Here is a 25,155-nt window from a genome sequence, read left to right as displayed (position 1 = left end):
CCGACAACCGTGACTGTGCTGCTTGGGGTGTCCATGGGGACCCGAGCCGTGCGCACGGCGCAGCCCCGAGCCGAACAGTTCGGGTCACCCGTCGGCGACCCATCCGGCCTGGTCACCGACATCGACCGGCCCTTGTTCTTCCGCAACGAACTCATCGACAGCGTCGGCGGAGACCTTCCGCATCTGGCCGCCGAATCGATCGGTGCCGCAGCCGAGAGCGAGCCCGAACTGGCCACCGGCGTCGCCTACCGCGACCCCCGCCAGGCCGACGCGCTGCATGCTGCCCTCAGCGGTGCGCGCCTGCACAACTACCACCTGGTCCCCGAGGTGGAGGCCGTCGTCGAGTACCTGGCGGCAACGGGCGAAGCCCGCAACTGCAATTCCGTCGCCCTCTTCGACCTCGGAAGTTCCGGACTGACCGTCAGCGTCGTGGACCTGGTCCAGCGCACCGTCATCGCCTCGCAGCGATCCGGTGCGTACAGCGGAGATCTGCTCGACGCCTACGTGCGCAACAATCAGCTCCAACGCCTCGGCAAGCAGCCGACCGACCCCGACATGGCGTTGTTCGAGAAGCGCTGCCGAATTGCCAAGGAACGCTTGTCCACTCAGGACGCGGTATGTCTGCCCGACGCCAGCGGCATGATCCTGCTCTCCCGAGAGAACTTCGAGCTGCTCATCACCGACCTGCTCGACGAGGCCATCGAGTTCGCGCGCGACGTGATGATCGGTGCCAACGTTCCGATCGACGCCGTCGTACTGATCGGCGGTGGAGCTCGCATGCCGATCGTGCAGAAACGCGTCGGACCACTGCTCGAACTCCCGTCGATCGTGCCGACCGAGCCCGAGACCGTCGCTGCACGTGGAGCGGCACTGGCCGCTCGGCCGCATTCACGCACGCGAACCGGAACGAGACGGGCACCGAATCGGCCGGCGACGTCCGCTGCGCCGATGACCACCGAACCCACGTCGCGGGTCCGCTCGGAACCGGCTTCCGTGCCGGTGCCGCCGCCGCTACCCGCGCCGGTCCGTCCGGTTCCGGCGAATACCGAGTCCCAGCACGCCGCGCCCGGTGTGCCTGTCCCCGCTCCCTCGCCGGCGCGTCCTGTTCCGGCCCGTCCCTGGATAGCGGCGGGAGCGGTCGGCGCGCACTCGCAGGACACGGTGTCCGAGGTGCCGGTGTCCGAAGTGCCGGTGTCCGAAGGCCCGGCGTCAGAAGGCCCGGCGTCAGAAGTCCCGGCCGATTCCGCCGGTACCTCGGGAGAATTCGCTTCCTCGAGGTTCACCGACTCCGCCGAATCCGGTGCAGTCGATTCGGTTCCGGAGACCTCACCGGTGGTGGAAGATGTTCTCGACGGCCACGTGCAGGGGGCGCGGGTCGACGGGGAGGTCGTTGCGTTGAGCGCGAACACGGGGGATTCGTCTGCCGAGAACTCTGCTGCCAGGCCCGAGGCAGCAGACGACGGCAAGCCGGTTCCGTTCCAGCTGAAGAACGTCTACTGGCTCGACGCCGATTACGACGACGACGACGGCGAGGACGACCGCACCCGGGCTCGGCGCAAGCTCCGCACCGGAGGTGTTCTCGCGCTCGGTCTCGCGTTGGTGGTGGGCGGCTCCGCGTTCATGATCACCCAGCAGAACACACCGCAGGTGGTCGACACCTCGGTCAGTCGGAACCAGACCGAAGCTCCCGTTGCCACCACCACGGTGCCGCCCACGTCGGTGACACCAGCGCCGGTGTTGCCGCCGCCCGCACCTGCACCGGAAACCACGGTCGAACCGACCACCGTGCCACCGGAGACCGAGGTCTACCAGGAGCCGTGGACGCCGGAGCCGACGACGACCACGACCACGGCCGAGCCTGCTCCGCTGCCACCCGTCGAGACCGTTCCTCCGACGACGCAGCAGCCACCACCGCTGATACCAGGCTTCCCGGAGTTCACGCTGCCCGGTTTCCCGCCGATCGCTCCGCCCGCTCCCTGACCCGATTCACTTCTCTCCGTGAGTGTTTCGCGGCCTGATGTGCTCGAAGATCAGGATGGTCTCGGTAGCGGCCACAGCAGGGTCGGCGCTGAGATTCTCGACGACGAAGTCGCGAAGAGTGGCGGTGTCGACGGTTGCCACATGCACCAGGAAGTCGTCCGCACCGGCAATGAAGTAGATGTTCAGCGTCTCCTTCCGTGAGGCGATCTTCGAACCGAATTCGCTGATGCGTCGTCGAGCATCTGCTTGCAGCCGAACCGAGATCATGGCCTGAATGCCCTGGCCGAGTGCCTCGGGGTCTATCTCGGCGTGGAAGCCGCGGATGACGCCGCGTTCGACCAGAGCACGAACCCGCGCCAGTGCGGTCGACGGTGCGATCCCGGCCGCGGCAGCGAGCGCGTTGTTTGGTGTACGGGCGTCGCGGCGGAGCTCGTCGAGCAGGATGTGGTCGATTCGGTCCAGTGGCACCGACCGAACATCGTTCGACCGAGACCCCGCTTCACCCGTCTCGAACGAACTATTGCTCACCATTCTGGGATTGTACAGAATTATATTCACTTCCGTTGCGGGTATTTCGTAGATAATTCATAGTTGGCCTACACGGATGGAGCCCCGGCTTCACATCACCCGCCACCGAGGAGGCCGCCATGAAGATCGGAATTCCACGCGAGATCAAGAACCACGAATACCGGGTGGCCATCACCCCGGCAGGCGTGCACGAACTGGTCTCGCGAGGACACGAAGTGATCATCGAAACCGAGGCAGGAGCCGGTTCGTCGTTCACCGATACCGACTACAAGGCCGCCGGAGCGCAGATTCTCACCGATGTCGCCGAGGTCTGGGAGTCTGCGCACCTGCTGTTGAAGGTCAAAGAACCCATCGCCGAGGAGTATTCACGCCTGAGGAAGGGGCAGGTGCTGTTCACCTACCTGCACCTCGCGGCGTCCAAGCCGTGCACCGATGCGCTGCTCGAGTCGGGTACCACCGCCATCGCCTACGAAACAGTCACTGCTGCAGACGGTTCCCTGCCGTTGCTCGCCCCGATGAGTGAGGTTGCCGGACGCCTCGCGCCGCAGGCCGGTGCCTACCACCTGATGTCCAGTGAAGGCGGGCGCGGAGTTCTGATGGGCGGAGTTCCCGGAGTCCGCCCCGCCAACGTCGTGGTGATCGGAGCCGGCGTGTCCGGAAGGAACGCCACCGCAATCGCTTTCGGCATGCACGCCGACGTCACCGTGCTCGATCTCGATGTGAAGGCGCTGCGCGCCATCGACGATCAGTACCGCGGTGCGGTGAAAACTCTGGTATCCAACGCTTACGAGCTCGAACAGGCCGTTCTCGCAGCGGATCTCGTCATCGGCGCAGTGTTGGTGCCCGGAGCGAAGGCACCGAAGCTCGTGTCCAACAGTCTGGTTCAGCGTATGAAGCCGGGTTCGGTTCTGGTCGACATCGCCATCGATCAGGGCGGCTGCTTCGAGGATTCGCACGCCACCACCCACGCCGATCCCACGTACAAGGTGCACGAGTCGGTGTTCTACTGCGTCGCCAACATGCCCGGTGCCGTACCGCGCACGTCCACCTACGCGCTCACCAACGCCACCCTGCCGTACGTCGTCGCACTCGCCGACAAGGGCTGGGAAGCTGCCTGCGAGGCGGACCCGGGTCTCAAAGCCGGCCTGAGCACGCACAACGGTGCACTGCTGTCGGAGACCGTCGCCGCTGCGTTCGCCTGAGCGGCTGCGCCGCACGTGCACGGAAGTTCGGCTCCTGCTACGAAGTTCTGCTCACATGCGGCGGAGCCGCTCACGCGCTGTGACGGCCGGAGCGCCTGCTCTTGCGGGTGGGTGCCGTCGCCCGGCGCTGCGCTCGGTTGGAGGGCCCGCCCACGTTGATGGGGCGGGCCAACAGCACGGCGATCGCCGTGGTCAGCGGAACCGACAGGGCAAGCGCCACACCGCCGACTGCGGAGCGGACGATCTCGATGGCCACCGAATCGCCGGTGAGCACGTCCTGGATGGACCGGTCGGCGACGCTGAAGAGCAGCAGCAGCGGCAGTGCGCCACCGGCGTAGGCGAGCACGAGGGTGTAGACGGTACTGGCGATGTGATCGCGACCCACCCGCATCGTGGCGGTGAAGATCTCGCGCCGCGACGCCGTCTCGTCCACCGAGGCGAGCTCGAAAGCCGCGGACGCCTGCGTGATCGTCACGTCGTTGAGCACACCGAGCGAGCCGATGATGAAGCCGGCCAACAGTAGACCGGTGACGCTGACGTTGCCGATGTACGTCTGTACGGCGGTGTTCTGTTCCTCGGACAATCCGGTCAGGTGGGTCATGCGGATGGCGACGTACGACAGCACTGCCGCCACCGCCATCGAGGTGAGGGTGCCCAGCAGCGCCGAGCTGGTCCGAAGGTTCACCCCGTGCGCCAGATAGAGCACGGCATACAGAATCACCGCACCGGCGACGAGGGCCACCGGAATGGCGGGTGCACCGTCGAGCAGGGCGGGCAGCATGAACACGACCAGCACGGCGAACGCGATGAGCAGGCCGACCAGTGCGCGGAATCCCCGCCAGCGGGCGACGACGCAGATGACCACGGCGAACACGCCTACGATCAGCGCCAACGGTAGCCCGCGGGAATAGTCGTTGAAGGAGTAGCGGACTCCACCGGCAGGGTCGGTCTGCACGACCAACCGGATGTCCTCGCCGGCACTCAGAGTCGGTTGCCCGGGCCCCGGAGCGATCTCGAGTACCGTGCGCTTGCCCGCGTCCTCGCCCGTGGTGATGTCGACGATGCTGCGCTGGCATTCGTAGGAGTCGTTCACCGCGGGGGTCGGGTCACCGGTGAACGGTCTTCCGGCGTCGGGACTTCCGCAGGGCCCGATGCTCTGCGAGGTGATGGTGCCCGCCTCGGTGGACACTGCGCCACCGCCGGAGGTCTGGAACGGCAACGGGATGTCGACGCTCTGCTGGCTCGGCCACAGAGCGATCGCACCACCGATCACGGCGATGGCAATGGCGACCAACAGTCCGACGACCACCTTGGCCGCCACCGGTCCCAACGGAACCGGAGTATCGCTGTGGCCGTGCCCGTGCCCGTGGCCAGCGTAGGAGTCGAGGCTCGGCTTGGTGCCGTCGGGAGGATTGCCGTGTGGTTCCACCATGCAAGGCTAGTACGGGGCCAGGTTGGTGACAGATGCGAGGAGCTCGGTGGCGGGGAGCAGGGGGGCGTCCCCCGCCACCACCTGACCGACCCGGGGGGGAGGGGACGACCAGGGCTCGCGGGCACCGAAGTGCCGTCCGCCAATGTACAGATCATTCGTCGCCGAGGCGGGATCACGCCGATGTTTTGTGCATCACTTTCAACTACTTTCGAGTAACTTCCGGCGTCACTGCTTGTACGACGCGAGGAAGTTACCGAACCTCTCGATCGCCACCGCCAGGTCTCGCGCCCACGGCAGAGTCACGATGCGGATGTGATCGTGGCCGGGCCAGTTGAATCCGGTGCCTTGAACCACGAGGATTTTCTCCTGCAGCAACAGGTCCTGGACCAGCTTTTCGTCGTCGTAGATTTCGTGTACTTCGGGGTCGAGTCGCGGAAACGCGTACAGCGCACCCCGCGGTTTGACGCACGAGACGCCGTGAATCGCGTTGAGTTTCTCCCATGCGACGTCGCGCTGCTCGAGCAGACGGCCGCCGGGCAGGATCAGATCCTCGATGCTCTGATAGCCACCGAGTGCGACCTGAATGGCATGTTGCGCAGGCACATTGGGGCACAGTCGCGTCGACGCGAGAAGGTCGATACCTTCGATGAATCCTGCGGCGTGCTTCTTCGGTCCGGTGATCGCGAGCCAGCCGGCGCGGTAACCGGCCACTCGATACGCCTTGGACAGTCCGTTGTACGTCAGGCAGAGCAGGTCGGGAGCCAGACTCGCCAGCGAGGTGTGCTGGGCGTCGTCGTAGAGGATCCGGTCGTAGATCTCGTCCGCCAGCAACAGCAGCTGATGCTTGCGCGCCAGATCGACGATGCCCTGCAGCACCTCCTTCGAGTACACCGCGCCCGTCGGGTTGTTGGGGTTGATCACCAGCAGGGCGACGGTCTTCGGGGTGATCTTGGACTCGATGTCGGCCAGATCGGGGTTCCACCCGTTCTCCTCGTCGCACATGTAGTGCACGGCCTTGCCGCCGGACAGTGTCGTCATCGCCGTCCACAGCGGATAGTCCGGGGCCGGGATCAGTACCTCGTCACCGTCGTCGAGCAAGGCCTGCATCGTCATCGTGATGAGCTCGGAGACTCCGTTGCCGAGATAGATGTCGTCGACGTCGAGCTCGGGGAAACCCGGTTCGAGCTCGTATCGGGTGACGATGGCGCGCCGAGCGGACAGAATGCCCTTCGATTCCGAGTATCCCTGTGCCACCGGCAGCGCCGCGATCATGTCCCGCACGATCACATCGGGGGCCTCGAACCCGAACGGGGCAGGGTTACCGATGTTGAGCTTGAGGATGCGGTGCCCCTCCGCCTCGAGCCGGGCGGCATGGGCGTGTACCGGTCCGCGGATCTCGTACAGCACGTTCTGCAGCTTGGTCGACTGCTGCAACGTGCGGTAACGCGGCTGGGAGTGGATCTGCGGAGTGGTCACCCGTCACATCGTGCCAGGTGGGTGCCACGTAATTCCACGAGGTTGTTTCGTCCGACATGTCGGTGGCGGGTGGAACAATCTCGTTCCATGTGCGGACGGTATGCCAGTACCCGGAGTGACAGTGACCTGCAGGCGGTTTTCGACATCGCCGAGACCGTCGGTGCGGAGGTGCCGCCGTCGTACAACGTGGCCCCCACCCAGACGGTCCGGACGGTGATCGAGCGCGCGCCGAAGGACGAACCCGAGGCCGACGCCGTGCGACAACTGCGGTCGGTGCGCTGGGGCCTGATCCCCTCGTGGGCGAAAGACGCCAAAATCGGTTCTCGACTGATCAACGCCAGGTCGGAGACCATCACCGAGAAGCCGTCGTTCAAGAAGGCGGCGAGCCGTCGACGATGCATCGTGCCCGCCGACGGCTACTACGAATGGGAGAAGCGCGACGGCGGCAAAGTGCCGTACTTCCTGCATACGGAAGGCGTGCTCGCGATGGCCGGCCTGTACGAGCTGTGGCGAGACCCCACCAAGGCCGAGGACGACGAGGATCGGTGGGTCTGGTCGGTCACCGTGCTCACCTCGCCTGCAGCCGATGCGCTCGGGCACATTCACGATCGCTCGCCGGTGGTGCTTCCGCCGGAGCTGCGCTCGAGCTGGCTCGACCCCACTGTGACCGATCTCGGCGACGTGCAGGATCTGTTGGCGGCCATCCCCGAGCCGCGGCTCGAGCCCTACGAGGTGAGCACCGCCGTCAACAGCGTGAAGAACAACAGTCCCGAACTGTTGGTGCCGGTGTAGCTGCTCAGCCGAGGCGCAATCGGCAGATGTCGGCGATCGCGGACCGCTCGTCCGGGGACAGGTCCTCGGCGACCGGCGAATCCAGGATGCGACGCAATCGCTGGAAGTAGGTACGCGCGTCGATGCCGAATGCCACGTAGATGTCCTCGTCGCTGCCACCGCCGTATCCCCGCCAGGTTCGGCCGAAGGTCAGAATTTCGTGGTCCACCGAATGGGTAGTGGTCCGGCGCATGGTGTCCCCCTAGTGCTACTCGACTCCCATCATCCGGGTCATGATTGAAGGGCCGGTGAACAACGCGTTACGTGCACGTCAGTTCACTAGGGTGGACGGCGTGACTGCTCTCGCCTTCGGATCCTGGCCCTCGCCCATCACCGCAGCAGATCTGTCGTCGGCGGGCCACCCCGTCGAGGGCGGGCGCTTCGTCGGCAGTGAGATCTGGTGGTCGGAACTGCGGCCCGCCGAACAAGGCCGAACGGCCATCTGCCGGTATGTCGACGGAGAAGTGAAGCCGGTTCTGCCCGCACCGTTCAACGCCCGCACCCGCGTCCACGAATACGGCGGGGGAGCCTGGACTGCGACGGCAGACGGCGACCTGGTGTTCGCCGAGTTCTCCGATCAACGCGTCTACCGACTCACCCCCGGCGGCGCACCCGTGCCGCTGACTCCGAAACCGGCTGTGGCGTCGAGCATTCGGTACGCGGACCTCTCGGTGGTCGGCACCGACGTGATCGCAGTTCGCGAGATGCACGACGCAGGCGCGGTGTCCCGAGACATCGTGGCCATCGATCTCGGCGGCGGCGGGGTGCGCTCGCTGGTGGCGGGTTCGGACTTCCTTGCGTTCCCGAGACTGTCACCCGACGGCACCCGCATCGCCTGGATCGCGTGGAACCACCCGCAGATGCCATGGGACGGAACCGAACTGCGCGTTGCCTCGCTGGCCGATCCGTCGTCCTGGACGGTTCTACTCGGCTCGACAGAGGAATCTGTGCTGCAGCCCGAATGGATCGACGACGAGTCGCTGTACGCCATCGGTGACCGAAGCGGTTGGTGGAACCTGTATTCGGTCACGCTCGACGGGTCGGTCACGCCGCTGCTGACGCTGGACGCGGACTTCGGTGCTCCGCTGTGGCGGTTGGGATCGAGTTGGTACGAGGTACTGGACGACGGGACACTGCTCACCGTGCGGACCGTCGGCACCGACACCCTTGCGGTGCTCGACCCTGCGTCCGGAGTGCTGGACGACATCGCGCTCGACGGTATGACCTCGGTGGGGCTCGGTGGGCGCTCCGGCTCGACCGTGCTGATCAAGGGTGGCGGAGCACACGTGGCAAGCGCGCTGTTCGCACTCAACCTCGAATCTCGTGAACTGACTTCTGTGCGTTCGGGTTTCGAGTCCGTACCCGACAGTGCATACCTGCCCGAGGGGCGTCAGGTGACGTTCCAGGGGCCGAACCGTGAGGTGCACGCCATCGCTTATGCGCCGCGCAACCCCGACTACGAAGGGCTGGACGGTGAACTGCCGCCGTACGTAGCCTTCGTCCACGGCGGCCCCACGGCGCACGTGGCACCCGCTCTGAATCCGTTGTTCGCCTACTTCACCAGCCGCGGCATCGGCGTCGTCGATGTGAACTACGGCGGTTCCAGTGGGTACGGCCGCGAATACCGCAACCGGCTGCGCGGGCAGTGGGGAGTGGTCGACGTCGAAGACACCATCGCCGCGGTGCAGGGGCTGGCCGACAGTGGACTCGCCGACCCGAATCGCTTGGCGATCGAAGGTGGCTCCGCGGGCGGGTGGACGGTCTTGGCTGCGCTGACGTCGTCCGATGTGTTCGCTTGCGGCGCATCGTACTTCGGAGTGGCGGAGCTCGAGCTGTTCGTCGCCGAGACCCACGACTTCGAGTCGCGCTACATCGACGGGCTCATCGGACCGTTGCCGGAGGCCATCGATCTGTACCGAACCCGGGCACCGGTGAACAACGTCGACGGACTCTCTTGCCCAGTGCTGTTGTTGCAGGGGCTCGACGATCCGATCGTGCCGCCGTCGCAGGCCGAACGATTCCGAGATGCCATGGTGAGCAAGGGGATACCGCACGCCTACCTGGCTTATGCGGGCGAGTCACACGGGTTCCGCAAACTGGAAACGCAGGTGAACGCACGCGAATCCGAACTGTCCTTCTACGGCCAGGTCATGGGGTTCACGCCGCCCGGAATCCCCGAGCTGCAGCTGTGGCGTCCCTCTAGCTGAGTGGTGGGTGCGCGCGCTTCGCTTCCAGAAACTCGAGGAGTGCACTGGGGATCGCGCAGTACTTGCTGTTGCCCTCGGACAACTTGCTGCCCACCTCGAACGCTGCCTTCGACGGACCGTCGTTCTCGAGGATGAGTGCACATAGGCGCTCGTCGGTGCGGCCGGATTCGCAACACTGCTCGACGTGCGCTCGGTCGTCCGGCGACAGAGCCGTCCACCACTCGTCGTAGCGGCGAAAGAGCTTGTCCGCGTCGTCGGTCATGCCTGCTCCCTACTTGTCGGTACGCCTTCGCGTCCGACCATACTCACGATGTCCGATTCGGCTACTTCCGAGGGGGGTTCGCGGGAACCTCACACCGCTTGTGCAGGGTGCGCGCCTGCATTTCGATGCGAGGACGGGCGCGCGGTCGGTAGAAAGGTCGCTCGGTGGCGTCGGCCGGCTCTGTCGGCAGCATCGCGGATCATCCGGTCGACGAGCTCGGGACGATCGAGATCCGACCAGGCAATTCGCACCACCTGACGGCCGGTTGCGCGAATGCGATCCTCGCGGCGCTTCTCTTCCCACAACACATCGGCCGCAGATTTACCCTCGGGCACGTAGCGCCCGTACTTCACCTTGCCGTCGAATTCGAGAACAGTCTCGATGTCGGGCAGATCGAAATCCACGCGCCCGACGAAGCCCCGGGAATCCGTGATCGGTACCTGCAGCTGTGGGGTGTAGCCGAGATGATGCAGCACCACACGGGCGCGTGATTCCCCGACACTCTCGGACCGGCCGTCCATGAACTCCGCAACCCGACGCGCCAGCCGATTGCCCGGATGGTTCGGGCACGAATCTAGTGCCGCGACAAAATCTTCGGCAGCGAGTCCGCGTGCTCTCGCCGCGAAGTCCGCGATACAGACAGCCGTCTCGAACGGAAGTGAGCGAGCGCAATCGGCAACTGTGCGCGCCAGAGCGGTGACCCGAACGCCGTCGAAATCCACGACTTCCTCGTCGGTGTACGGCGAGGTGTGCACTGCGCGAACGGCACTGCTCCGACCTCCGCCCCGGGCGCGATTGCGCGTGATGTGCACCCGGCTCAGGTCGGCATTCCACACATCGAGACCGTGGAAGACAGCCGCACTCACATGGCTGACAACGGCATCGGGGGCGATGGTCGCGTCGAACACGGCCTCGGCGATCACTCGATGCTTGTCTTCCCTGGGCAGGGCGTCGAATTCGTCTCTGCTGACGAACCGTCCGGGACGGAGTCGACGCCATGCTCGCGTTCGGCAGTAGCGCTGCAACTCTGCGTCGGAAATTCCGCGGGAGAGTGCGTCGGATCGCGAGACGATGCGGGTCATGAAGAAATGCTTTCGGGCGCAATCGCATTCGACAAGCCCCCAGTGGCCGATTGTGGATAACTCGCTGCCTGTGGATAACTCGTGGGAGTGGACCTCACACCCCTACTGACGAGTGCGCGCCCCTGCTCGGCAGTGAGCAAGGGCGCGCAGTCGGTAAAAGGGGTGTGAGGTTACTTCCGGCGACCCGGAACCTTGGCACCCGGAGCGAATCCGAGTCCACCGGCCTTCGGCTTGGGTGGCGTGCGATCGTCGGCTTCACCCGCAGTGTCCGACGCCTCGGCTGGTGCCTCGGTGGTCGACGCCTCAGCTGGTGCTTCGTGGGAGTGGACCTCACACCCCTACTGACGAGTGCGCGCCCCTGCTCGGCAGTGAGCAAGGGCGCGCGGTCGGTAAAAAGGGTGTGAGGTTACTTCCGGCGACCCGGAACCTTGGCTCCCGGGGCGAATCCGAGTCCACCGGCCTTCGGCTTGGGTGGCGTGCGGTCGTCGGCTTCACTCGCAGTGTCCGACGCCTCAGCAGGTGCCTCGGTGGTCGACGCCTCTGCCGGAGCCTCTGCTGGTGCTTCGGCCGCGGATGCCTCGGCGGGTGCCTCGGTGGTGTCCGACGCCTCGGCGGATGTTGACGCTGCTGCGCCGGGCGTCCGTGCACCCGGCTTCTTGAATCCGGACTTCACGGCCAGGCCCTTGGGCTTGACGGTCGGCTTGGATTCTGCGACAGCCTCGGCGGCGGGTGCTTCCGACGCCGTAGCGTCGGCAACCGGTGCCTCAGCAGCAGGTGCCTCAGCAGCAGGTGCCTCGGCAGCAGGTGCTTCGGCAGCAGGTGCTTCGGAGACCGGAGCCTCGGCAGCAGGCTTACCCGGTGCCTTGGCGCCCGGCTTCTTGAATCCGGACTTCACGGCCAGGCCCTTCGGCTGGACGGTCGGCTTGGATTCGGTTGCAGCAGAGGCTGATTCCACAGGTGCGTCAGAGGTCGACGGCTCCGTGGCGGGAGTCGCAGTGGCCTCGGCGGGCTTGCCCGGTGCCTTGGCTCCCGGCTTCTTGAAGCCCGACTTCACGGCCAGACCCTTGGGCTTGACGGACGGAGTCGATTCCGAGGCCTCGGTGGACGGAGCTTCGGCTGCAGTGTCGGCAGGTGCAGCCGCCTTCGCGCCGGGTGCCTTGCCCTTCATCTGCAGACCCTTGCCGCCGGGTGCCTTGCCACCGGGTGCCTTGCCGCCTGCCAATCCGAGACCCTTGGGCTTGGCCGCGGGTGCAGCCTCCTCCGTAGGCTCTTCGGTCTTGGTGGCAGAACCGGGTGCCTTCGCTCCCGGAGCCTTGGCCAGGCCCTTCATCTTCAGACCGCCGCCGGCCTTGGGTGCCGGAGCTGCCGGAGCGGACTTCGCCTCGGCCGGCTCCTCGACGGGGGCGATGCGTTCGGCCTCTTCGACCTCCATCGCCTTTTCGGTCGCGAGCTTCTCCTCCGGAGTGCGCTCGCGGGGGATGACCTTGATGTTCTCGCCCAGTACCGAGGACTCGACGCGGGTGATCGACTCGAGCATCAGCTGCGCGACGTCGACGACCTCGACGCCCTCGTGTGCGCCGCCTTCCTGACGTGCGGTGACACCGTCGGTGAGCATGACGCGGCAGAACGGGCAACCGGTGGCGATCTTCTTCGGGTTGGTCGCCAGTGCCTCGTCGACCCGGTCGATGTTGATGCGCTTGCCGATGTTCTCTTCCATCCACATGCGAGCGCCACCGGCACCACAGCACATGGACCGCTCACCGTGGCGCGGCATCTCCTTGAGATTGGAGCCCGACGCGGCCATGAGCTCACGCGGAGCGTCGTACACCTTGTTGTGACGGCCGAGGTAGCACGGGTCGTGGTAGGTGATGTCCTGGCTGACCGAGGCCACCGGGATCAGCTTCTTCTGGCGCACGAGGCGGTTGAGCAGCTGCGTATGGTGCACCACCTCGTAGTCACCGCCGACCTGCGGGTACTCGTTGCCGAGCGCGTTGAAGCAGTGCGCGCAGGTGACGACGATCTTGCGCTTGCTCTGCTCGACACCGTCGAACACGCTGTTCAGCGTCTCGATGTTCTGCATGGCGAGCTGCTGGAACAGGAACTCGTTGCCCGCGCGGCGAGCGGAGTCGCCGGTGCAGGTCTCGTCCGCGCCGAGCACCATGAACTTCACGCCTGCGGTGGCGAGCAGCTCGGCGACGGCCTTGGTGGTCTTCTTGGCGCGATCCTCGTAGGCACCGGCACAGCCGACCCAGAAGAGGTACTCGTAGTCCTGGAACGAATCGGCGTCCTGGCCGAAGACCGGGATGTCGAAGTCCATCTCGTTGATCCAGTTGAGGCGGTCCTTGGAGTTCTGGCCCCACGGGTTGCCCTTGTTCTCGAGGTTCTTGAACAGGCCTGCGAGCTCGGACGGGAACTCCGACTCGATGAGGACCTGATAGCGACGCATGTCGATGATGTGGTCGACGTGCTCGATGTCCACCGGGCACTGCTCGACGCAGGCACCGCACGTGGTGCAGCTCCACAGCACCTCGGGATCGATGATGCCGCCCTCGATGGCGTCGGCGACGAGCTTGCGATCGGCCTCGTCCCGAGCGTTCTGCGGGATGGCGTCGAGCGCCTTCTGGTCGACGTTGCCCTCGGAGTCGACCAGTCCGACCTCGTCGCCTGCCATGTCCTTCTTGCCGCCTGCCAGCAGGTACGGGGCCTTGGCGTGGCTGTGGTCGCGCAGCGACATGATCAGCAGCTTGGGGGACAGGGGCTTGCCGGTGTTCCAGGCGGGGCACTGCGACTGGCAGCGTCCGCACTCGGTGCAGGTGGTGAAGTCGAGCCAGCCCTTCCAGCTGAAGTCCTCGATCTTGCCTGCGCCGAACGCATCGACGTCGGGGTCGGCCTCTTCCATCTCGAGGACCTTGCCGCCGGACATCATCGGCTTGGCCGGGCCGAGGGCGACGGTACCGTCGTCCATGCGCTTGAAGTAGATGTTGGGGAACGCGGTGAAGCGGTGCCACGCGATACCCCAGTTGATGCGTGAACCGACGATGTAGAGCCAGATCATGCCGGACATCAGCTTGATGAACGCGAACACCGCGACCATGTTCGAGTTGGCGGGCAGCAGCTCGGCCAAGCGGATCGTGAAGAAGTCCGTGTACGGGTTCCCATGCCCGTAGGTGGCGATCTTGCCTGCCTTGACGAACACCATGCCGAGGCCCTCGATGAGCACGACGGCCTCGACGAAGTAGGCGGCTTTGAACCCGGAGCCGGCGAAGCGCGACTGACGCTCGGGCTTACGCGGGTGGTTGAGCTGGCGAATGATGATCAGCGTGGTGATGCCGATGACCGTGCCGAGTCCGAGCAGCTCGTCGATGAGGTGGTAGGCCGCGGTGTCACCGATGATGGGCCAGTGGAACTCGGGGTTGAACGTCTGGCCGTATGCCTCGAACCAGACGATGGCACCGAGCATGAAGCCGATCATGACCAGCCAGTGCGCCCAGCCGACGGTGCGGAACTTGACCATCTTGGTGTGCAGCAGGAACTCGACGACCATCTGCTTGAAGCGAGGGACTATCGGTCGCCAGCGGTCGGGTGCCGGCTGGCCGAGTCGCACGATGTTGAACATCCGCAGAGCCCCGCGAATGAAGACGTACCAACACACGAGGCTGAGCAGAGCACCGACTGTGCCCAACGTGATCGTCAGGGCGTTCATGTCGCGGCCTTTCGTTCAGGTGGCAGCTGGGGGCTACCGCGGGTTCAGCCCGTCGAGCCGGCTGACGGACTATGTTACTCGCCAGTAGCAGTTTCGCCGTACTGACGGGTAACTTAGCACCACCGAGTGAAGCGGTGCTGGTGGGTGGCGAAGTGAGGCCGTCCGACGCGTGGGCTGAACTCGTCAGTAGGTTGTCTCGCAGATCACCGTATGCGTAGGCCGTCGAGGTGCTGTCGAGAAGGCAGTCCTTACCTACTCCGTTCGTGTGGCGGAATGTCGCCGACGGGCCGCCTGGGGCCGGTGGGATCACGCGCTCGGTCTTCCTCGATCGGTCGAACGATCGACATCTCCGATCCCAGCATGACGTGACTCGAGCCGCTGTGCTGCGAATATCCAAAATGTTTGTGACAGTGGGTAACTGACAGGTGGAGAACCTGTCACAAAAGGACAACGACCGGTCCGATTCTTACGCTACAATTCGGGCGCACCAAAAGTCGCAAAAGAGTCATCGGGGTGACTTTGCGCTTGACGGCTGCCTAGCGGTACTGCCAAGCACTCAACGCCACAGAAACGGAACTGAACTCCACATGAAACTCAGCAAACTGGTCGTCACGTCGGCCCTCGTCGCAGTCGCGATGGGCCTGGCCAGCGGAACCGCTTACGCACAGCCCGCCGATGAAACGGCCCCCGGTGACACCAACTACACCGTCGATCTCGAAGATCGCACGATCGTCACCACCATCGACGCAGGCGTCTTCAAGGTCGCCGACGACGGCAAGACGGTCGACGTCCTCGACGCCGCCGACAACACCCTCGTGACTCTCCCGCTGTCGTTCAACCTCGGCGGACTCAACTTCCCGTACGAGCAGAACGTCGACGACAACGGCAAGACCCTGCGTCTGATCCCGAACCTCGACTTCACGAAGGCTTCGGCCAACTCGCGCAGCATCGGCGCAACGACCGTCGCCTCGCCCGAGGAGAACCTCAGGGCGCAGCAGAACTTCTCCTCGCAACTCGGCATCGCGACCGCGATCGGTGGATTTACCGGAACTGCCATCGGTGTAGGCGTCGGCTTCTTGCTCGGTCTCCCCCTGGCGGGTGTCGGCGGGGTTGTAACCATTCCCATCGCCGCCACTGTCGGAGGCATCCTCGGCACCATCGCTGCCGGCGGACCCACCCTCGTTGTTGCAGGCATCGACTTGATCAACACGTTGAATGCGGCACCGGGCACCACGGTCTGGGCCAAGTAAGCGAGTCGTCACCGAAAACCCGCACTCTCGTCGAGGGTGCGGGTTTTCTGCGTTCTTGGTGGGTCGGCGTCGAGTTCCGGCCACCGCCGCACCCGTACGAGCACCGACGGAACGAGGACAACGAAGAAGTGCTTTCACACGCTTATTAAACTTTCCGTAAAGTAAATAGCATGGAAACCGACTACGAACCCATTATCGGAGCCGTGGACAGAACGCTGTCCGACGAACTCCGCGAGGAGTGGGACGCACTGGCCGAGCGAGTCGGAACGGTCTTCTCATCTCGCCGCAGTTATGCGTTGAATGCACCGCGACCTGCGGGCAGTGAGCTGGTCTTCGTGCACGTGCGTCGCGGTACGCGTCTGGTGGCTCTGGCACCGATGTTCGTGACGCGACTCGGTCCGTTGAAGGTGGCGAAGATTCTCGGGGCCGGGCAGGGCGTTCCGACGGAACTGCTCAGCGAGGACGACGCGTCGTCTCGTGTCCTGTGGGATGCCGTCGACCGCTGCGGTCTGATCTTCTACGCAGACTCCATGGCCGACAATCAGATCGCACTCGCGGTGCTCGATGCGCACCCGCGGTGGCGTTCGGAGTCGATCGTGCGGGAGCGAGTTCCGGTGATCGAGGTGCCGGAGGGGAGCACCGCTCGGGATGTGCGAGGGCGCAATTCACTGAAGCGGCTCGGAAAGTACAGGCGTCAGGCCGAGCGGGCCGGGAGTCCCCTCACGATGGAGACCATCCGGGATGCGAAGCACTTCGAACGACGCTGGACAGACATATCCCGCTTGGCTGCCGCGTCGACGCTCCACAGCGATCGCACCGACTACCTTGCGGAGGAATCGCCCGCCGACCCGTCGGCGTCGGCCAAGGACTTCCTGGCTCGCGAAGCAGCGGCCGGGAGATTGACCCTCTCCGGGGTGAGTGTCGAGGGGCGATGGCGTGCTCATCAGATCTGTGTTCGTACCGGAGCTCGACTCGAAGCCTGGTTGACGCATTACGATCCCGAGGTTGCGAAGTATCAACCCGGGCATCAGATGATGGAATGGTTCGTCCAGAGCCACGACGAGCTCGAAGTGACCGTGCTGGACCTGGGCGTCGGTGTCAACGACATAAAGAGGTCCTGGTCGACCTCGGGCTACGACGTGCTGGCCGTGGTGGGCGTCCCCACACGCATGGTCGGGTCTCGGATTCTGGTCGGCTTGGTGCGTCGATGGGAGCTGTCGCCCGGGTTCGCGCATGCGCGAAGAGTCGGCTACGCGGCGCTGTCACGTCTGCGACCGTCCACGCACTAGGACGTTCGGATCGTCAGGCCCGGGTTCTCCGCGAGTACGTCGTTGATGGGGGTGGCGAACAGCTCGGGCCGCTGACCCTGCAGCATGCTGACGACGGTCGCGACCTCGCAGGAGGGCTGATCGCCAACGTTCGATGCACTGGCGATGCCGACCGCGAGGGTGCCGCTGACGACAGGGCCACCACTGTCTCCGCGTAGCGCGCAGATGGAGGTGGAGAAGCCGCGGTCCAGAACGTTGTCGCCCAGTGCGACCTGCTGGCCCGTGGAAAGTATTGTGCCGCAACTGAATCCGGTTCCGGATCCGGATTTGCAGACCGGTGCTCCCACGATCGGGTCCACCGTCCCGGTGACGTGCAGTGGGCCTGCTCCGGGGACTCGCACGGCGTTGCTCTCGAATTCGGCGGCATTGGCGTCGTCGATGTCGATCAACGCGTAATCGTTGCGCGACTGGCTGGTTCGATAGAACGTTCCGAATTTCGAGCCCACGAGACTGCCGTACATCGGATACGCGCCCGTCAGTGCCGCGGAACCGGTGTCGGTGGTGTTCGGATTGCAGTGGCCCGCAGTGACGTTGACCGATCCGCGCGTCGGGTCGACGGCGTTGAATCCGAGGGAGCACCGCTGACCGAGGCCGGCCGGTGTACCCGCGAGAAAGCTGTCACCGCCGAGATACGAACTCGCACGGATCGGGCCTGCCGTCGGTGACGGATCGAACGGGAGCAGGTCCAACAGCGGCTGGACGGCATCGACAATTGCCGGCGGGAGCTCGATGGGCGACGCGTCGATCCCGAAACCGTTGTCCGACGCGGCATCTGCCACGTAGGCGTGGGCCGGTCCGTCCGCCACCGCGACGACGGGACGTCCGTCCTCGTCCAGCCATGCCCTCGCTACGCCGTCGGAACCGACGGTGTCGGTGAACTCGGCCAGTCGGCGGGCTGTGTCCGCTCGGTCGAGAAATTGCTGCGGAGACAGCCCGAGGTCGCGGGCAACCGCGTCGGCCAACGCCTCAGGCAGCATCGTGTCGGCAACCGGATCCGCCCCAGCGGTGGGCGCGAACACGGCCGCCGTCACCACGAGCGGCACAGCGAACATCGACAGCCGGAACGCTCGGCGACGCATAGAAACCTCTCCCCCCGGGCATCTGCAGATGTGATGCCGTTCACCCGTCGTACGACTATAGGCGGTGGAGGGCTCCCGCCGTACCCACTACTCGGTGCGCAGTGTGCTTTCGGTCGCGCGCGTGACCTGATCGATGGGAATGCCCAGGCTTGCCGTGCCACCGTATTGCGCCAGAGCGAGGTTGGCCTCGTTGCAATCGGGTGCGCCGCCGCTGTTGGATCCGCTGGTGATTCCCAACGCGAGGGTTCCGGTCACGATGGCACCGCCACTGTCACCTGCGAGAGTGCAGGCGGTGCTGGCGAATCCGCGAACGGTGCGGGACGTGCCGTCCTCCATGTAGAGCTGTGTCTCGACGCGATCGGCCGCAACCACTCCACAGGTGAACGACGACGACTGCCCGGACTTGCAGACCGGCGCTCCGATGACCGGCGATGCGGTTCCGGTGACGGTGACGGTGCTGCCGTTCGCTCCACGGACGGTGGGGCGGTCGAGTCCCGACGCGATGCCGGTGTCGTTCAGGGCGATGACCGACCAGTCGAGGCCGTCCTCTGCGCCCAGGCTGGACCGGTCGAACGACCCGATCTGCGTGCTGCGCGAGATGTCGGCCGGATCGGGCAGGTAGACCGGTGCGCCGCCGGATCCGGTGGCCTTGGCGGGGTTGCAGTGGCCTGCGCTGAGATTGACGGCCGAACCGGAGGAGTCGACGGCGTTGAAGCCGAACGAGCAGATGCTGATGTCGGTGGCCGGAGCGTCGGCGATGGGTCCCGAGGTGGTGACGTAGGTGTCGCCGCCCATCGGAGTCGGGTCGACCGGCTTGTTTCCGCCGGGGGAGAGGATGACCTTGATGTTCGCCAGCAGGGTGGGCAGATTCAGCGCGCTACCGATCGGGCTGTTCACCAGATCGATGACGATCTGGTTGTCGATGAAGTCGATGGCAGTTCCGTTGATCTGCTCGGAGATCTCGCGGGGAAGGCCGGCAATCCAACTGTTGAGGTCTGCCAGCGACTTCTCGAGTCCGTCTGCCGACACCGGCGACTGCGCGGTGGCGTATCCGTCCTTGGCGACGGCCTGCGCCGCAGCAGGTGAGGTGACGGCGACGACGGCATTGCCGTCGGGTCCGATCCAGGCACCGGCGAAATCTGCCGGACGGCTGGCCCGGAAATCCGATGCGTACGCGGACAGTTCCTGCGCGCGGGCAGCACGATCGAGATACTCCTGCGGAGAGATCTTGAGATCTCGCTGCACGGCTTCGACGAGCTCGCGGGGAAGCTGATCGGCGGGTGACTGGACGACGGGTTCTGCTGCTGCTGTCCCGGAGAACGAAGCAAGAAGTACGAAAGCCGTCGAACACAGCACTGCGGCACGCAGCGCCCCGGTGTTACGCATGAAATCCCTTCATCGGGTGCTTGTCATCAGCGCCCCACCCTAGGGCATCGGGCTCGGAATCCATGTTCGCGCAGCTCAGGGTTCTTCGAGCTCTTCGGATGGGGTGGTGGCGGTATCCGCGGTCGTGGTGGTCTCAGCCGGAGTCGTCGTCTCGACCGGGGTGGTGGTCACCGGAATCGTGGTGACCTCAGGCGTCGTGGTGGGCACCACGGGCGCGGGGGCGGGCACCGGCGCGGGCGCGGGAGCAGGCAGGGGAGCAGGTTCGGGTGCCACGTACGGCTCTTCCGGCTGTTCGACGACCTCGGGTACGAAGACGGGCTCGACGGAGGTGGCGGTGGTGGTCGAGGGTGCGCGCGTCGAGGTGACGATCGGCGAGCCGGCATCGGTGACGGTCGGGGGTGTCGCGGCGGGAGCGTCGCCGAACACTCCGCTCAGTGCTGCGATCGCGAGGACGATGACCACGCCTGCTGCTGCACCGGCAACGATGGTGGCGATCGTCCGCGAACGCTCGCTGCGTTCCTTCTTCGCCGCTACCGGCGCCGCGGCGACGGCCGGAGAGTGATCGGTGGTCGAGGTGTTCTCGTCGACCGGAACGATCGGCTCGGACCGAAATTCCGAGGGAGCGAACACCGGAGCGACCGCAGGGATCGCCTCGGAGAACGCGAGGGACGGTGCGGGCGCGACGACCGGGATGGCGTCGGTGTCGAGGGACTCCGTGCCGTCGTTTCGGGTGACGACCGGCGCGGCGCCGGTCACCATGGAGTTGCCGTCGACATCCTCGACCTCGGCCAGCAGCAGGGCACCGCGGGTGGCAGCGAGCGGCTCGACGAGCACCGGGCCCGACGAGCGTTCGGTGATGTCGCTTGCCACCGACGGAAGTGCGGCGCTGCCGCCGGCGAGGATCACAGTGCCCGTCCCCGGAACGTCGAGCCGGCGGAGCAAAGGCGCGACGAGATCTGCGAACTCGGCTCGGGTCACCGTCGTGGACTGCGAGACACCGGGGAGTTCGACCGAGATCGTGGCGACGTCGGCCGTGCTCAAGGTCTGTTTGGCGGCCTCGCACGAGGCGACGACGCCGGCAAGGGCTGCCAGGACGGCCGCGTCGGACAGGTCGATGTGCTCGCGATCGGTCACCACGTGATCGAAGAGGGCGTCGGTGAACGCGTCTCCGCCGACGGCGGTGGTGCGGACCGTTCCACCTCCGGGGAAGGTGGAGATGTCGGTGCCGGTGGCCCCCATGTCGACCACGGTGACCGCTGCTCCCGGGCTCGGCTGCGCGAATGCGCTGGCGGCTTTCGCGTCGGGAACCAGGGCGACATCGGTGAGGCCGGTGTGATCGAGGGCGTCACGAAGCAGTGCGACGGCGGCTCGGGTCCACCGCGTCGGGTACGTCATGGTCGTGACGGGCATGTCGCTGGGCACGCCGGCCTTCGCGGACACCATCGTGACGAGGCAGTTGGCGGCGTTGGCCATCAGGTCCTCGGCGCGGTAGGCGTCGGCGTCGGGCTCGAGATCCTCCTGCTGACCGACCAGATCGACGAACCGAGTGAACGGTGCCGTCTCGGCGGGTTCACCGAGGTGGGCGCGGCCGTCCTCGTCGAATCTCAGTGTCGTCGGCAGGACGACGATCGTCGGTTCGTCCTCGGCCGATGCGCGATAGGCCGCGACGGACCTGGTGTTGCCCACGGTTATTCCGAGATGGCCGGCATCGCTCATGGGGTCTCCGCCGATCGGTCGTTCGGTGCGATCTGTTCGGTTATGGACTGCCCGTCTTCCGGGTCGGTGTCGGGGGCATCAGGGGTGTCGGGGGTCTCGTCGGTTGGTTCGTCCGGAAGTTCCGGATCGACCGGTTCGACGACGATGGGAGGCTTCTCCCGGTCGTCGTCCTCGGGTGCCTCGAGCGCCGGGCGCGTCTCGATCTCGATCCCGGGTTCGATCTCGGTCGGTTCGCTCCGCGGGAGGTCGGAGGTTTCGGTGGGGGTCGTCTCTTCCGTGGTGGTGGTCGCCGTCGACGGGGGGACAGGAACGATCTCGGCGGCCGGTTCGGCGACGACGGTGGGGAAGTCGATCGGGCCACCCGACCCGGTGCCGCTCGACGACGTGCGCGGCACCAGCTGGGCGTTGTCGATGGTGGGGACGTCGGTGTCGGTGGGCGTCCCGAGTTGCAGCGCGAAGAGCGCGGCACCGACGGTCAACGCGGCGGCGAACGCTGCCGCAGCGAACAGTGGTCGCCGGTCGGATCTCGCCTGGCTCACCACCGCGAACTGCTCGGTGACGGCGTCGACGGGGAACTGCGCTGCCAGAATCGCAGCACCGCGGGCCGCGGCGATTGCGGTGTCCTTCTTCTGCAGGGTCGGCAGGAGCGATGCGTTCCACGCGGCGAGCGCTTCTTCCTCGGCGACCAGCGCGACGTGTGCGAGCCCGTGCCCGTTCATGGCCGAACGCAGCGCGAACACCTGCTCGGCCGTCCACTGGGCGGGATAGGTCGCCGCCGCGGCAAGATCACCCGGCCGCAGACCGATGGACGACGCCACCTCGGTGAGCAGGCACAGCAGGGCCATCGACGTCAGTTGCTCGGCAGGAAAGACCGTGCCCTTGCTGCCGATGACACCCACGCCGTCGGCGAGGGAGTCGAGAAAGTGTGTGTAGGCCTCGGAGTCGTCGTCGGTCGCATCTCCGAGCGAGACGGTGCCGTCGGGATGGGTGTTGAGCACGGTCGGGTGCAGTGACGCCAGGTGCAGCGACGGTCCGGGCGCGATCGGATGGGACACGGCGGCGACTGCGCGCTCGTCGTCCAGGTAGAGGCCGACGTCCGGTGTGCTCACACTCGCACTGCCGGGCTGCTCGGTCATGGGGCTGCTACCTGTTCTCGATCGGGGAGTGGTGCTCGGCCGTTATGTCGCTCCCGGTCCCCGCACAGTTACAGTGTCCACACTTGTGCTGGTCGAGGCCCCGTATCCCATGGCGCGCAGCATCGAGATCAGCTCCGAGCGCGACTGCGCCCCGAGCCTGCGCCGAATACGAGCCACATGGTGCTCGACGGTCTTCGGGGAGATGTAGAGCCGACTGCCGACCTCGCGATACGTGACGCCCAGTACCAGCAGTTCGGCGACCTCGGCTTCGCGTTCGCTCAACGAGCCCGTCGGCTGCGGGGTCGATCTCGGACTGTCGCGCCCCGTCGAGCTGGGTTGGCGCAACGATCTGGCGATGTGCAGCAGCGAGGTTGCCGTCGCAGTATCGGTGACGGTCAGGGCGGCCTCGCTCGCCAAGCGGGCACCGTCCCACGGCAGTCCGAAGGCGGTGAGCGTGCGTGCCGAATTCTCCACCTCGGTCGCGTCGGGCCTGCCCTGCAACACGCCGAGCCACGCGCGACCGGCAGCGGCGAGTGCGGCGCTGTACGGATGGGTCGGAGCGGCGGCGGCCAGAGCCTTGGCGTGCGGGACCAACGCGTCGGGAGTCTGCGCCACGATGGCCGCCTGAACCTGGTACCAATGCAGCGCCGACGCCCACACGGGTGGATCGCCGAGCGCTGCGAGCAGGTCGGTGGCCTGCGCCACCAGATGCTCGACGCGGTCCACCTGGCCGAGTCGAGTTGCGGCCAAGAGCAATTCGCCCAGGGGCAGCAGCGCGAACAGGTCGGTGGAGTATTCGGCGATCACGTTCTGGGCCTGGGTCCATGCCGTGATCAGTGACCCTGCGTCACCGGACCTGCGAGCCAGGCCCACTCGAATCGCGTGCAGGAACAGTTGATTGCGCACGTGTGACACCGGAATCCGTAGAGCCTCGATCGCGATGCCTGCTTCGGCGGTATCCCCTCGCAGCATCGACGCCCAGGCCCCGACGAGGCTCAGTCTGGTGTGCGCCTCCGATCCCGGACGGTGTTCGGGGAGTGCTCGCGCCACGATGGAATCGACACGGGGTAGGTCGCCGCAGTGCACCGCGTGCAGCGCCGAGACGGCAGCGGCAGTATCCGGGGTGCACGAACGATCGGAAGTAGTGCCCGTCAACGTCATTGCCCGCATCAGTGCGTTGGCAGCGGCACTCGACGCTGCTGCGCTCCGCGAATCGATCGACCCGATCACCCCGGTGACGAGCAGACTGCCCGACGCGATACTCGACGTCGGTGCGAGGGCAGTCACGGCAGCCATCGAACGGTCGGCGGCGCTGCGATCACCGGCCGCCGCGGCCGAGAGGGCAGCCCACACGGCGTCGGGTCCGAGCCGATCTTCGCCGAGCCACGCGAACAACTGCGCACTGCGCGAGGCCATTCCACGTTGCGCGGCAATCGACGCCGACACCCGCACCGCCGTCCGCAGATCCGTCGCATCGCACCCGACAGCGCCGTCGAGGACCACATCGGCGAATCCCGCCGCCTCGTCCGGATTCCCGGTGGCAGCCGCTACCTCGGACCGCCTCGCAGCCAACGCCGCCGAGTCGAATCCCGCGTCGACCGCCGCGTCGTACAGGGCACCTGCGACATCGACAGCAGCCGAATCCGCCTGCTGCACAAGGAAATCTGCGAGACCCGGATGGACGACGCCTCGCTCTGCCAACGCACGTGCCGCGGTGGCGTCGAGCAGGCGGGATCGGGTGGCGATGTCGGTGACGGACGAGAGCAGGGCTCGGCAGCGCGCCTCTCCGATCATCTCGATCAGCGGTGCCTCCGCAGACGGAATCAACGTGCCCGTGGTGTCGAGCAGGCCGGAGCTGCAGGCCAGGTCGACGATCGACTCGACATCGGTCGCGCGTGCCACGATCTGCGCGGCCGACGCAGGATCGGGTGTGATGCCGAATCGGGCTGCGAGCAGCAGTGCCCGCGTGTCGTCGGTGGTCTCGATCAGCATCCGACGGTGTTGTTCGGCAACGGATTCGGCGACCGCGCGCAGTGGAGCCGGATCGGAACGGTCGCCGCCGAGTGCGCCGAGGGCCGCATCGACGGCGGCGAGAATTCCGCCGGTCGCCTTGGCGACGGCACCGGCGAGTGACGCCGAGATCGGTCGAACGGTCGCTGCTGCCCGCGCCGCGATGGCCACCTTGTCCAGCGGAACCAGAGTCAACCGGTTGGAACCGGCGGAGGCGACGAGCTTCTCGATGCGGGAATCGAAGCTCCGCGGCGCGGTGGCGACGATCAGGGTGATGTCCGATCGTGTTGCAGCCGCTGCGATCTCGTCGAGACGCTGCTCCGACAGCAGGTGCGCGTCGTCGACGAGAACCGTCGAGCCGGACGGCGCGTCGGCGATGGTGCCCGTGTGCACGTCCACCGTCGACGCCACGGAATCGAGAACTGCGGATCGACCGGAGCCGTCGACCCCGACGACGACATGGAATCCGTTGGCGACGAGCGCATCACGGACGAAGCGATCGGCGCGCTCGATGCCGACGAGCGATGATCGAGTGCTGGTCACCGTC

The 25,155-nt window shown here is 66.1% G+C and carries 18 protein-coding genes; 6 read left to right on the top strand and 12 right to left on the bottom strand.

Annotation, left to right across the window (positions count from 1 at the left end; all coding sequences use genetic code 11):
* Positions 1-9: 9 nt before the first annotated feature.
* Complete coding sequence (locus tag R4P47_RS14400; RefSeq protein WP_269594995.1) at positions 10-1,980, top strand: Hsp70 family protein; 1,971 nt, start codon at positions 10-12, stop codon at positions 1,978-1,980.
* 6 nt (positions 1,981-1,986) lie between these two features.
* Here the strand turns inward: R4P47_RS14400 and R4P47_RS14395 are convergent, their stop codons facing one another.
* Positions 1,987-2,511, bottom strand: a complete 525-nt coding sequence (locus R4P47_RS14395) for an Lrp/AsnC family transcriptional regulator (protein ID WP_068055430.1) — start codon at positions 2,509-2,511, stop codon at positions 1,987-1,989.
* 116 nt (positions 2,512-2,627) lie between these two features.
* On the opposite strand from R4P47_RS14395, the gene ald reads away from it, so the two are divergent.
* Positions 2,628-3,710 (top strand): alanine dehydrogenase, encoded by a 1,083-nt coding sequence (ald, locus tag R4P47_RS14390; protein ID WP_269594994.1) that lies wholly within the window; start codon positions 2,628-2,630, stop codon positions 3,708-3,710.
* Positions 3,711-3,780: 70 nt separating this feature from the next.
* Here ald and R4P47_RS14385 read toward each other — a convergent pair whose 3' ends face one another.
* Together R4P47_RS14385 and R4P47_RS14380 are read right to left on the bottom strand one after the other, a co-directional pair.
* Entirely contained in the window at positions 3,781-5,142 is a 1,362-nt protein-coding gene (locus R4P47_RS14385) for a YibE/F family protein (RefSeq protein WP_269594993.1), read from the bottom strand.
* 225 nt (positions 5,143-5,367) lie between these two features.
* Positions 5,368-6,618, bottom strand: coding sequence for a pyridoxal phosphate-dependent aminotransferase (locus tag R4P47_RS14380; protein WP_094686906.1), 1,251 nt, complete (start codon positions 6,616-6,618; stop codon positions 5,368-5,370).
* 87 nt (positions 6,619-6,705) lie between these two features.
* Here R4P47_RS14380 and R4P47_RS14375 point away from each other — a divergent pair, with 87 nt between their 5' ends.
* Positions 6,706-7,410: an SOS response-associated peptidase gene (locus R4P47_RS14375; protein WP_269594992.1), complete on the top strand. Its 705-nt coding sequence runs from the start codon at positions 6,706-6,708 to the stop codon at positions 7,408-7,410.
* A gap of 4 nt (positions 7,411-7,414) precedes the next feature.
* Here the strand turns inward: R4P47_RS14375 and R4P47_RS14370 are convergent, their stop codons facing one another.
* Positions 7,415-7,642 (bottom strand): DUF3263 domain-containing protein, encoded by a 228-nt coding sequence (locus R4P47_RS14370; RefSeq protein ID WP_149407371.1) that lies wholly within the window; start codon positions 7,640-7,642, stop codon positions 7,415-7,417.
* Positions 7,643-7,742: 100 nt separating this feature from the next.
* Here R4P47_RS14370 and R4P47_RS14365 point away from each other — a divergent pair, with 100 nt between their 5' ends.
* Positions 7,743-9,656 (top strand): prolyl oligopeptidase family serine peptidase, encoded by a 1,914-nt coding sequence (locus tag R4P47_RS14365; protein ID WP_283347419.1) that lies wholly within the window; start codon positions 7,743-7,745, stop codon positions 9,654-9,656.
* On the opposite strand, the gene R4P47_RS14360 is transcribed toward R4P47_RS14365, so the two are convergent.
* From R4P47_RS14360 to R4P47_RS14350, 3 genes are all read right to left on the bottom strand, one after another.
* A complete protein-coding gene (locus R4P47_RS14360) occupies positions 9,649-9,918 on the bottom strand; it encodes a hypothetical protein (protein WP_068055411.1) in 270 nt (89 codons plus the stop codon). The two genes, R4P47_RS14365 and R4P47_RS14360, sit on opposite strands and share 8 nt — an antisense overlap.
* Before the next feature lie 89 nt (positions 9,919-10,007).
* Positions 10,008-11,000 carry a hypothetical protein gene (locus tag R4P47_RS14355; protein ID WP_269594990.1) on the bottom strand — a complete coding sequence of 331 codons (993 nt, stop codon included), beginning with the start codon at positions 10,998-11,000 and terminating at the stop codon, positions 10,008-10,010.
* A gap of 406 nt (positions 11,001-11,406) precedes the next feature.
* Positions 11,407-14,703, bottom strand: coding sequence for a heterodisulfide reductase-related iron-sulfur binding cluster (locus R4P47_RS14350; RefSeq protein ID WP_317785077.1), 3,297 nt, complete (start codon positions 14,701-14,703; stop codon positions 11,407-11,409).
* A 587-nt stretch (positions 14,704-15,290) separates the two neighbouring features.
* Between R4P47_RS14350 and R4P47_RS14345 the strand changes: the two genes are divergently transcribed.
* Together R4P47_RS14345 and R4P47_RS14340 are read left to right on the top strand one after the other, a co-directional pair.
* On the top strand, positions 15,291-15,953 hold the full coding sequence (locus R4P47_RS14345; RefSeq protein ID WP_269594988.1) for an ammonium transporter: 663 nt from the start codon (positions 15,291-15,293) through the stop codon (positions 15,951-15,953).
* A 170-nt stretch (positions 15,954-16,123) separates the two neighbouring features.
* A complete protein-coding gene (locus tag R4P47_RS14340; RefSeq protein ID WP_317785076.1) occupies positions 16,124-17,242 on the top strand; it encodes a GNAT family N-acetyltransferase in 1,119 nt (372 codons plus the stop codon).
* Here the strand turns inward: R4P47_RS14340 and R4P47_RS14335 are convergent.
* The 5 genes from R4P47_RS14335 to R4P47_RS14315 form a co-directional block, all read right to left on the bottom strand.
* Entirely contained in the window at positions 17,239-18,360 is a 1,122-nt protein-coding gene (locus R4P47_RS14335; RefSeq protein ID WP_317785075.1) for a S1 family peptidase, read from the bottom strand. The genes R4P47_RS14340 and R4P47_RS14335 overlap by 4 nt on opposite strands.
* Before the next feature lie 87 nt (positions 18,361-18,447).
* Positions 18,448-19,746 carry a S1 family peptidase gene (locus tag R4P47_RS14330; protein ID WP_317785074.1) on the bottom strand — a complete coding sequence of 433 codons (1,299 nt, stop codon included), beginning with the start codon at positions 19,744-19,746 and terminating at the stop codon, positions 18,448-18,450.
* Positions 19,747-19,821: 75 nt separating this feature from the next.
* Positions 19,822-21,462: an Hsp70 family protein gene (locus R4P47_RS14325; protein ID WP_317785073.1), complete on the bottom strand. Its 1,641-nt coding sequence runs from the start codon at positions 21,460-21,462 to the stop codon at positions 19,822-19,824.
* Positions 21,459-22,598, bottom strand: coding sequence for a hypothetical protein (locus R4P47_RS14320; protein WP_269594984.1), 1,140 nt, complete (start codon positions 22,596-22,598; stop codon positions 21,459-21,461). Before R4P47_RS14320 ends, R4P47_RS14325 begins: the two co-directional genes overlap by 4 nt.
* Positions 22,599-22,640: 42 nt before the next feature.
* Positions 22,641-25,151, bottom strand: a complete 2,511-nt coding sequence (locus R4P47_RS14315) for a helix-turn-helix domain-containing protein (protein WP_269594983.1) — start codon at positions 25,149-25,151, stop codon at positions 22,641-22,643.
* Between the last annotated feature and the right edge of the window lie 4 nt (positions 25,152-25,155).

The sequence above is a fragment of the Rhodococcus sp. IEGM 1370 genome, assembly GCF_033142325.1.
In the GTDB taxonomy this organism is placed as follows: Bacteria; Actinomycetota; Actinomycetes; order Mycobacteriales; family Mycobacteriaceae; genus Rhodococcoides.
Note: the sequence above shows the minus strand (reverse complement) of the source record. Positions and strands in the feature narration are given on the sequence as shown.

Coding starts and splice junctions, on each gene's coding strand:
- R4P47_RS14375 (WP_269594992.1), top strand. CDS start 6,706: ATGTGCGGACGGTATGCCAGTACCCGGAGTGACAGTGACCTGCAGGCG.
- R4P47_RS14370 (WP_149407371.1), bottom strand. CDS start 7,642: ATGCGCCGGACCACTACCCATTCGGTGGACCACGAAATTCTGACCTTC.
- R4P47_RS14340 (WP_317785076.1), top strand. CDS start 16,124: ATGGAAACCGACTACGAACCCATTATCGGAGCCGTGGACAGAACGCTG.
- R4P47_RS14355 (WP_269594990.1), bottom strand. CDS start 11,000: ATGACCCGCATCGTCTCGCGATCCGACGCACTCTCCCGCGGAATTTCC.
- ald (WP_269594994.1), top strand. CDS start 2,628: ATGAAGATCGGAATTCCACGCGAGATCAAGAACCACGAATACCGGGTG.
- R4P47_RS14385 (WP_269594993.1), bottom strand. CDS start 5,142: ATGGTGGAACCACACGGCAATCCTCCCGACGGCACCAAGCCGAGCCTC.
- R4P47_RS14325 (WP_317785073.1), bottom strand. CDS start 21,462: ATGAGCGATGCCGGCCATCTCGGAATAACCGTGGGCAACACCAGGTCC.
- R4P47_RS14350 (WP_317785077.1), bottom strand. CDS start 14,703: ATGAACGCCCTGACGATCACGTTGGGCACAGTCGGTGCTCTGCTCAGC.
- R4P47_RS14345 (WP_269594988.1), top strand. CDS start 15,291: ATGAAACTCAGCAAACTGGTCGTCACGTCGGCCCTCGTCGCAGTCGCG.
- R4P47_RS14360 (WP_068055411.1), bottom strand. CDS start 9,918: ATGACCGACGACGCGGACAAGCTCTTTCGCCGCTACGACGAGTGGTGG.
- R4P47_RS14395 (WP_068055430.1), bottom strand. CDS start 2,511: ATGGTGAGCAATAGTTCGTTCGAGACGGGTGAAGCGGGGTCTCGGTCG.
- R4P47_RS14335 (WP_317785075.1), bottom strand. CDS start 18,360: ATGCGTCGCCGAGCGTTCCGGCTGTCGATGTTCGCTGTGCCGCTCGTG.
- R4P47_RS14330 (WP_317785074.1), bottom strand. CDS start 19,746: ATGCGTAACACCGGGGCGCTGCGTGCCGCAGTGCTGTGTTCGACGGCT.
- R4P47_RS14320 (WP_269594984.1), bottom strand. CDS start 22,598: ATGACCGAGCAGCCCGGCAGTGCGAGTGTGAGCACACCGGACGTCGGC.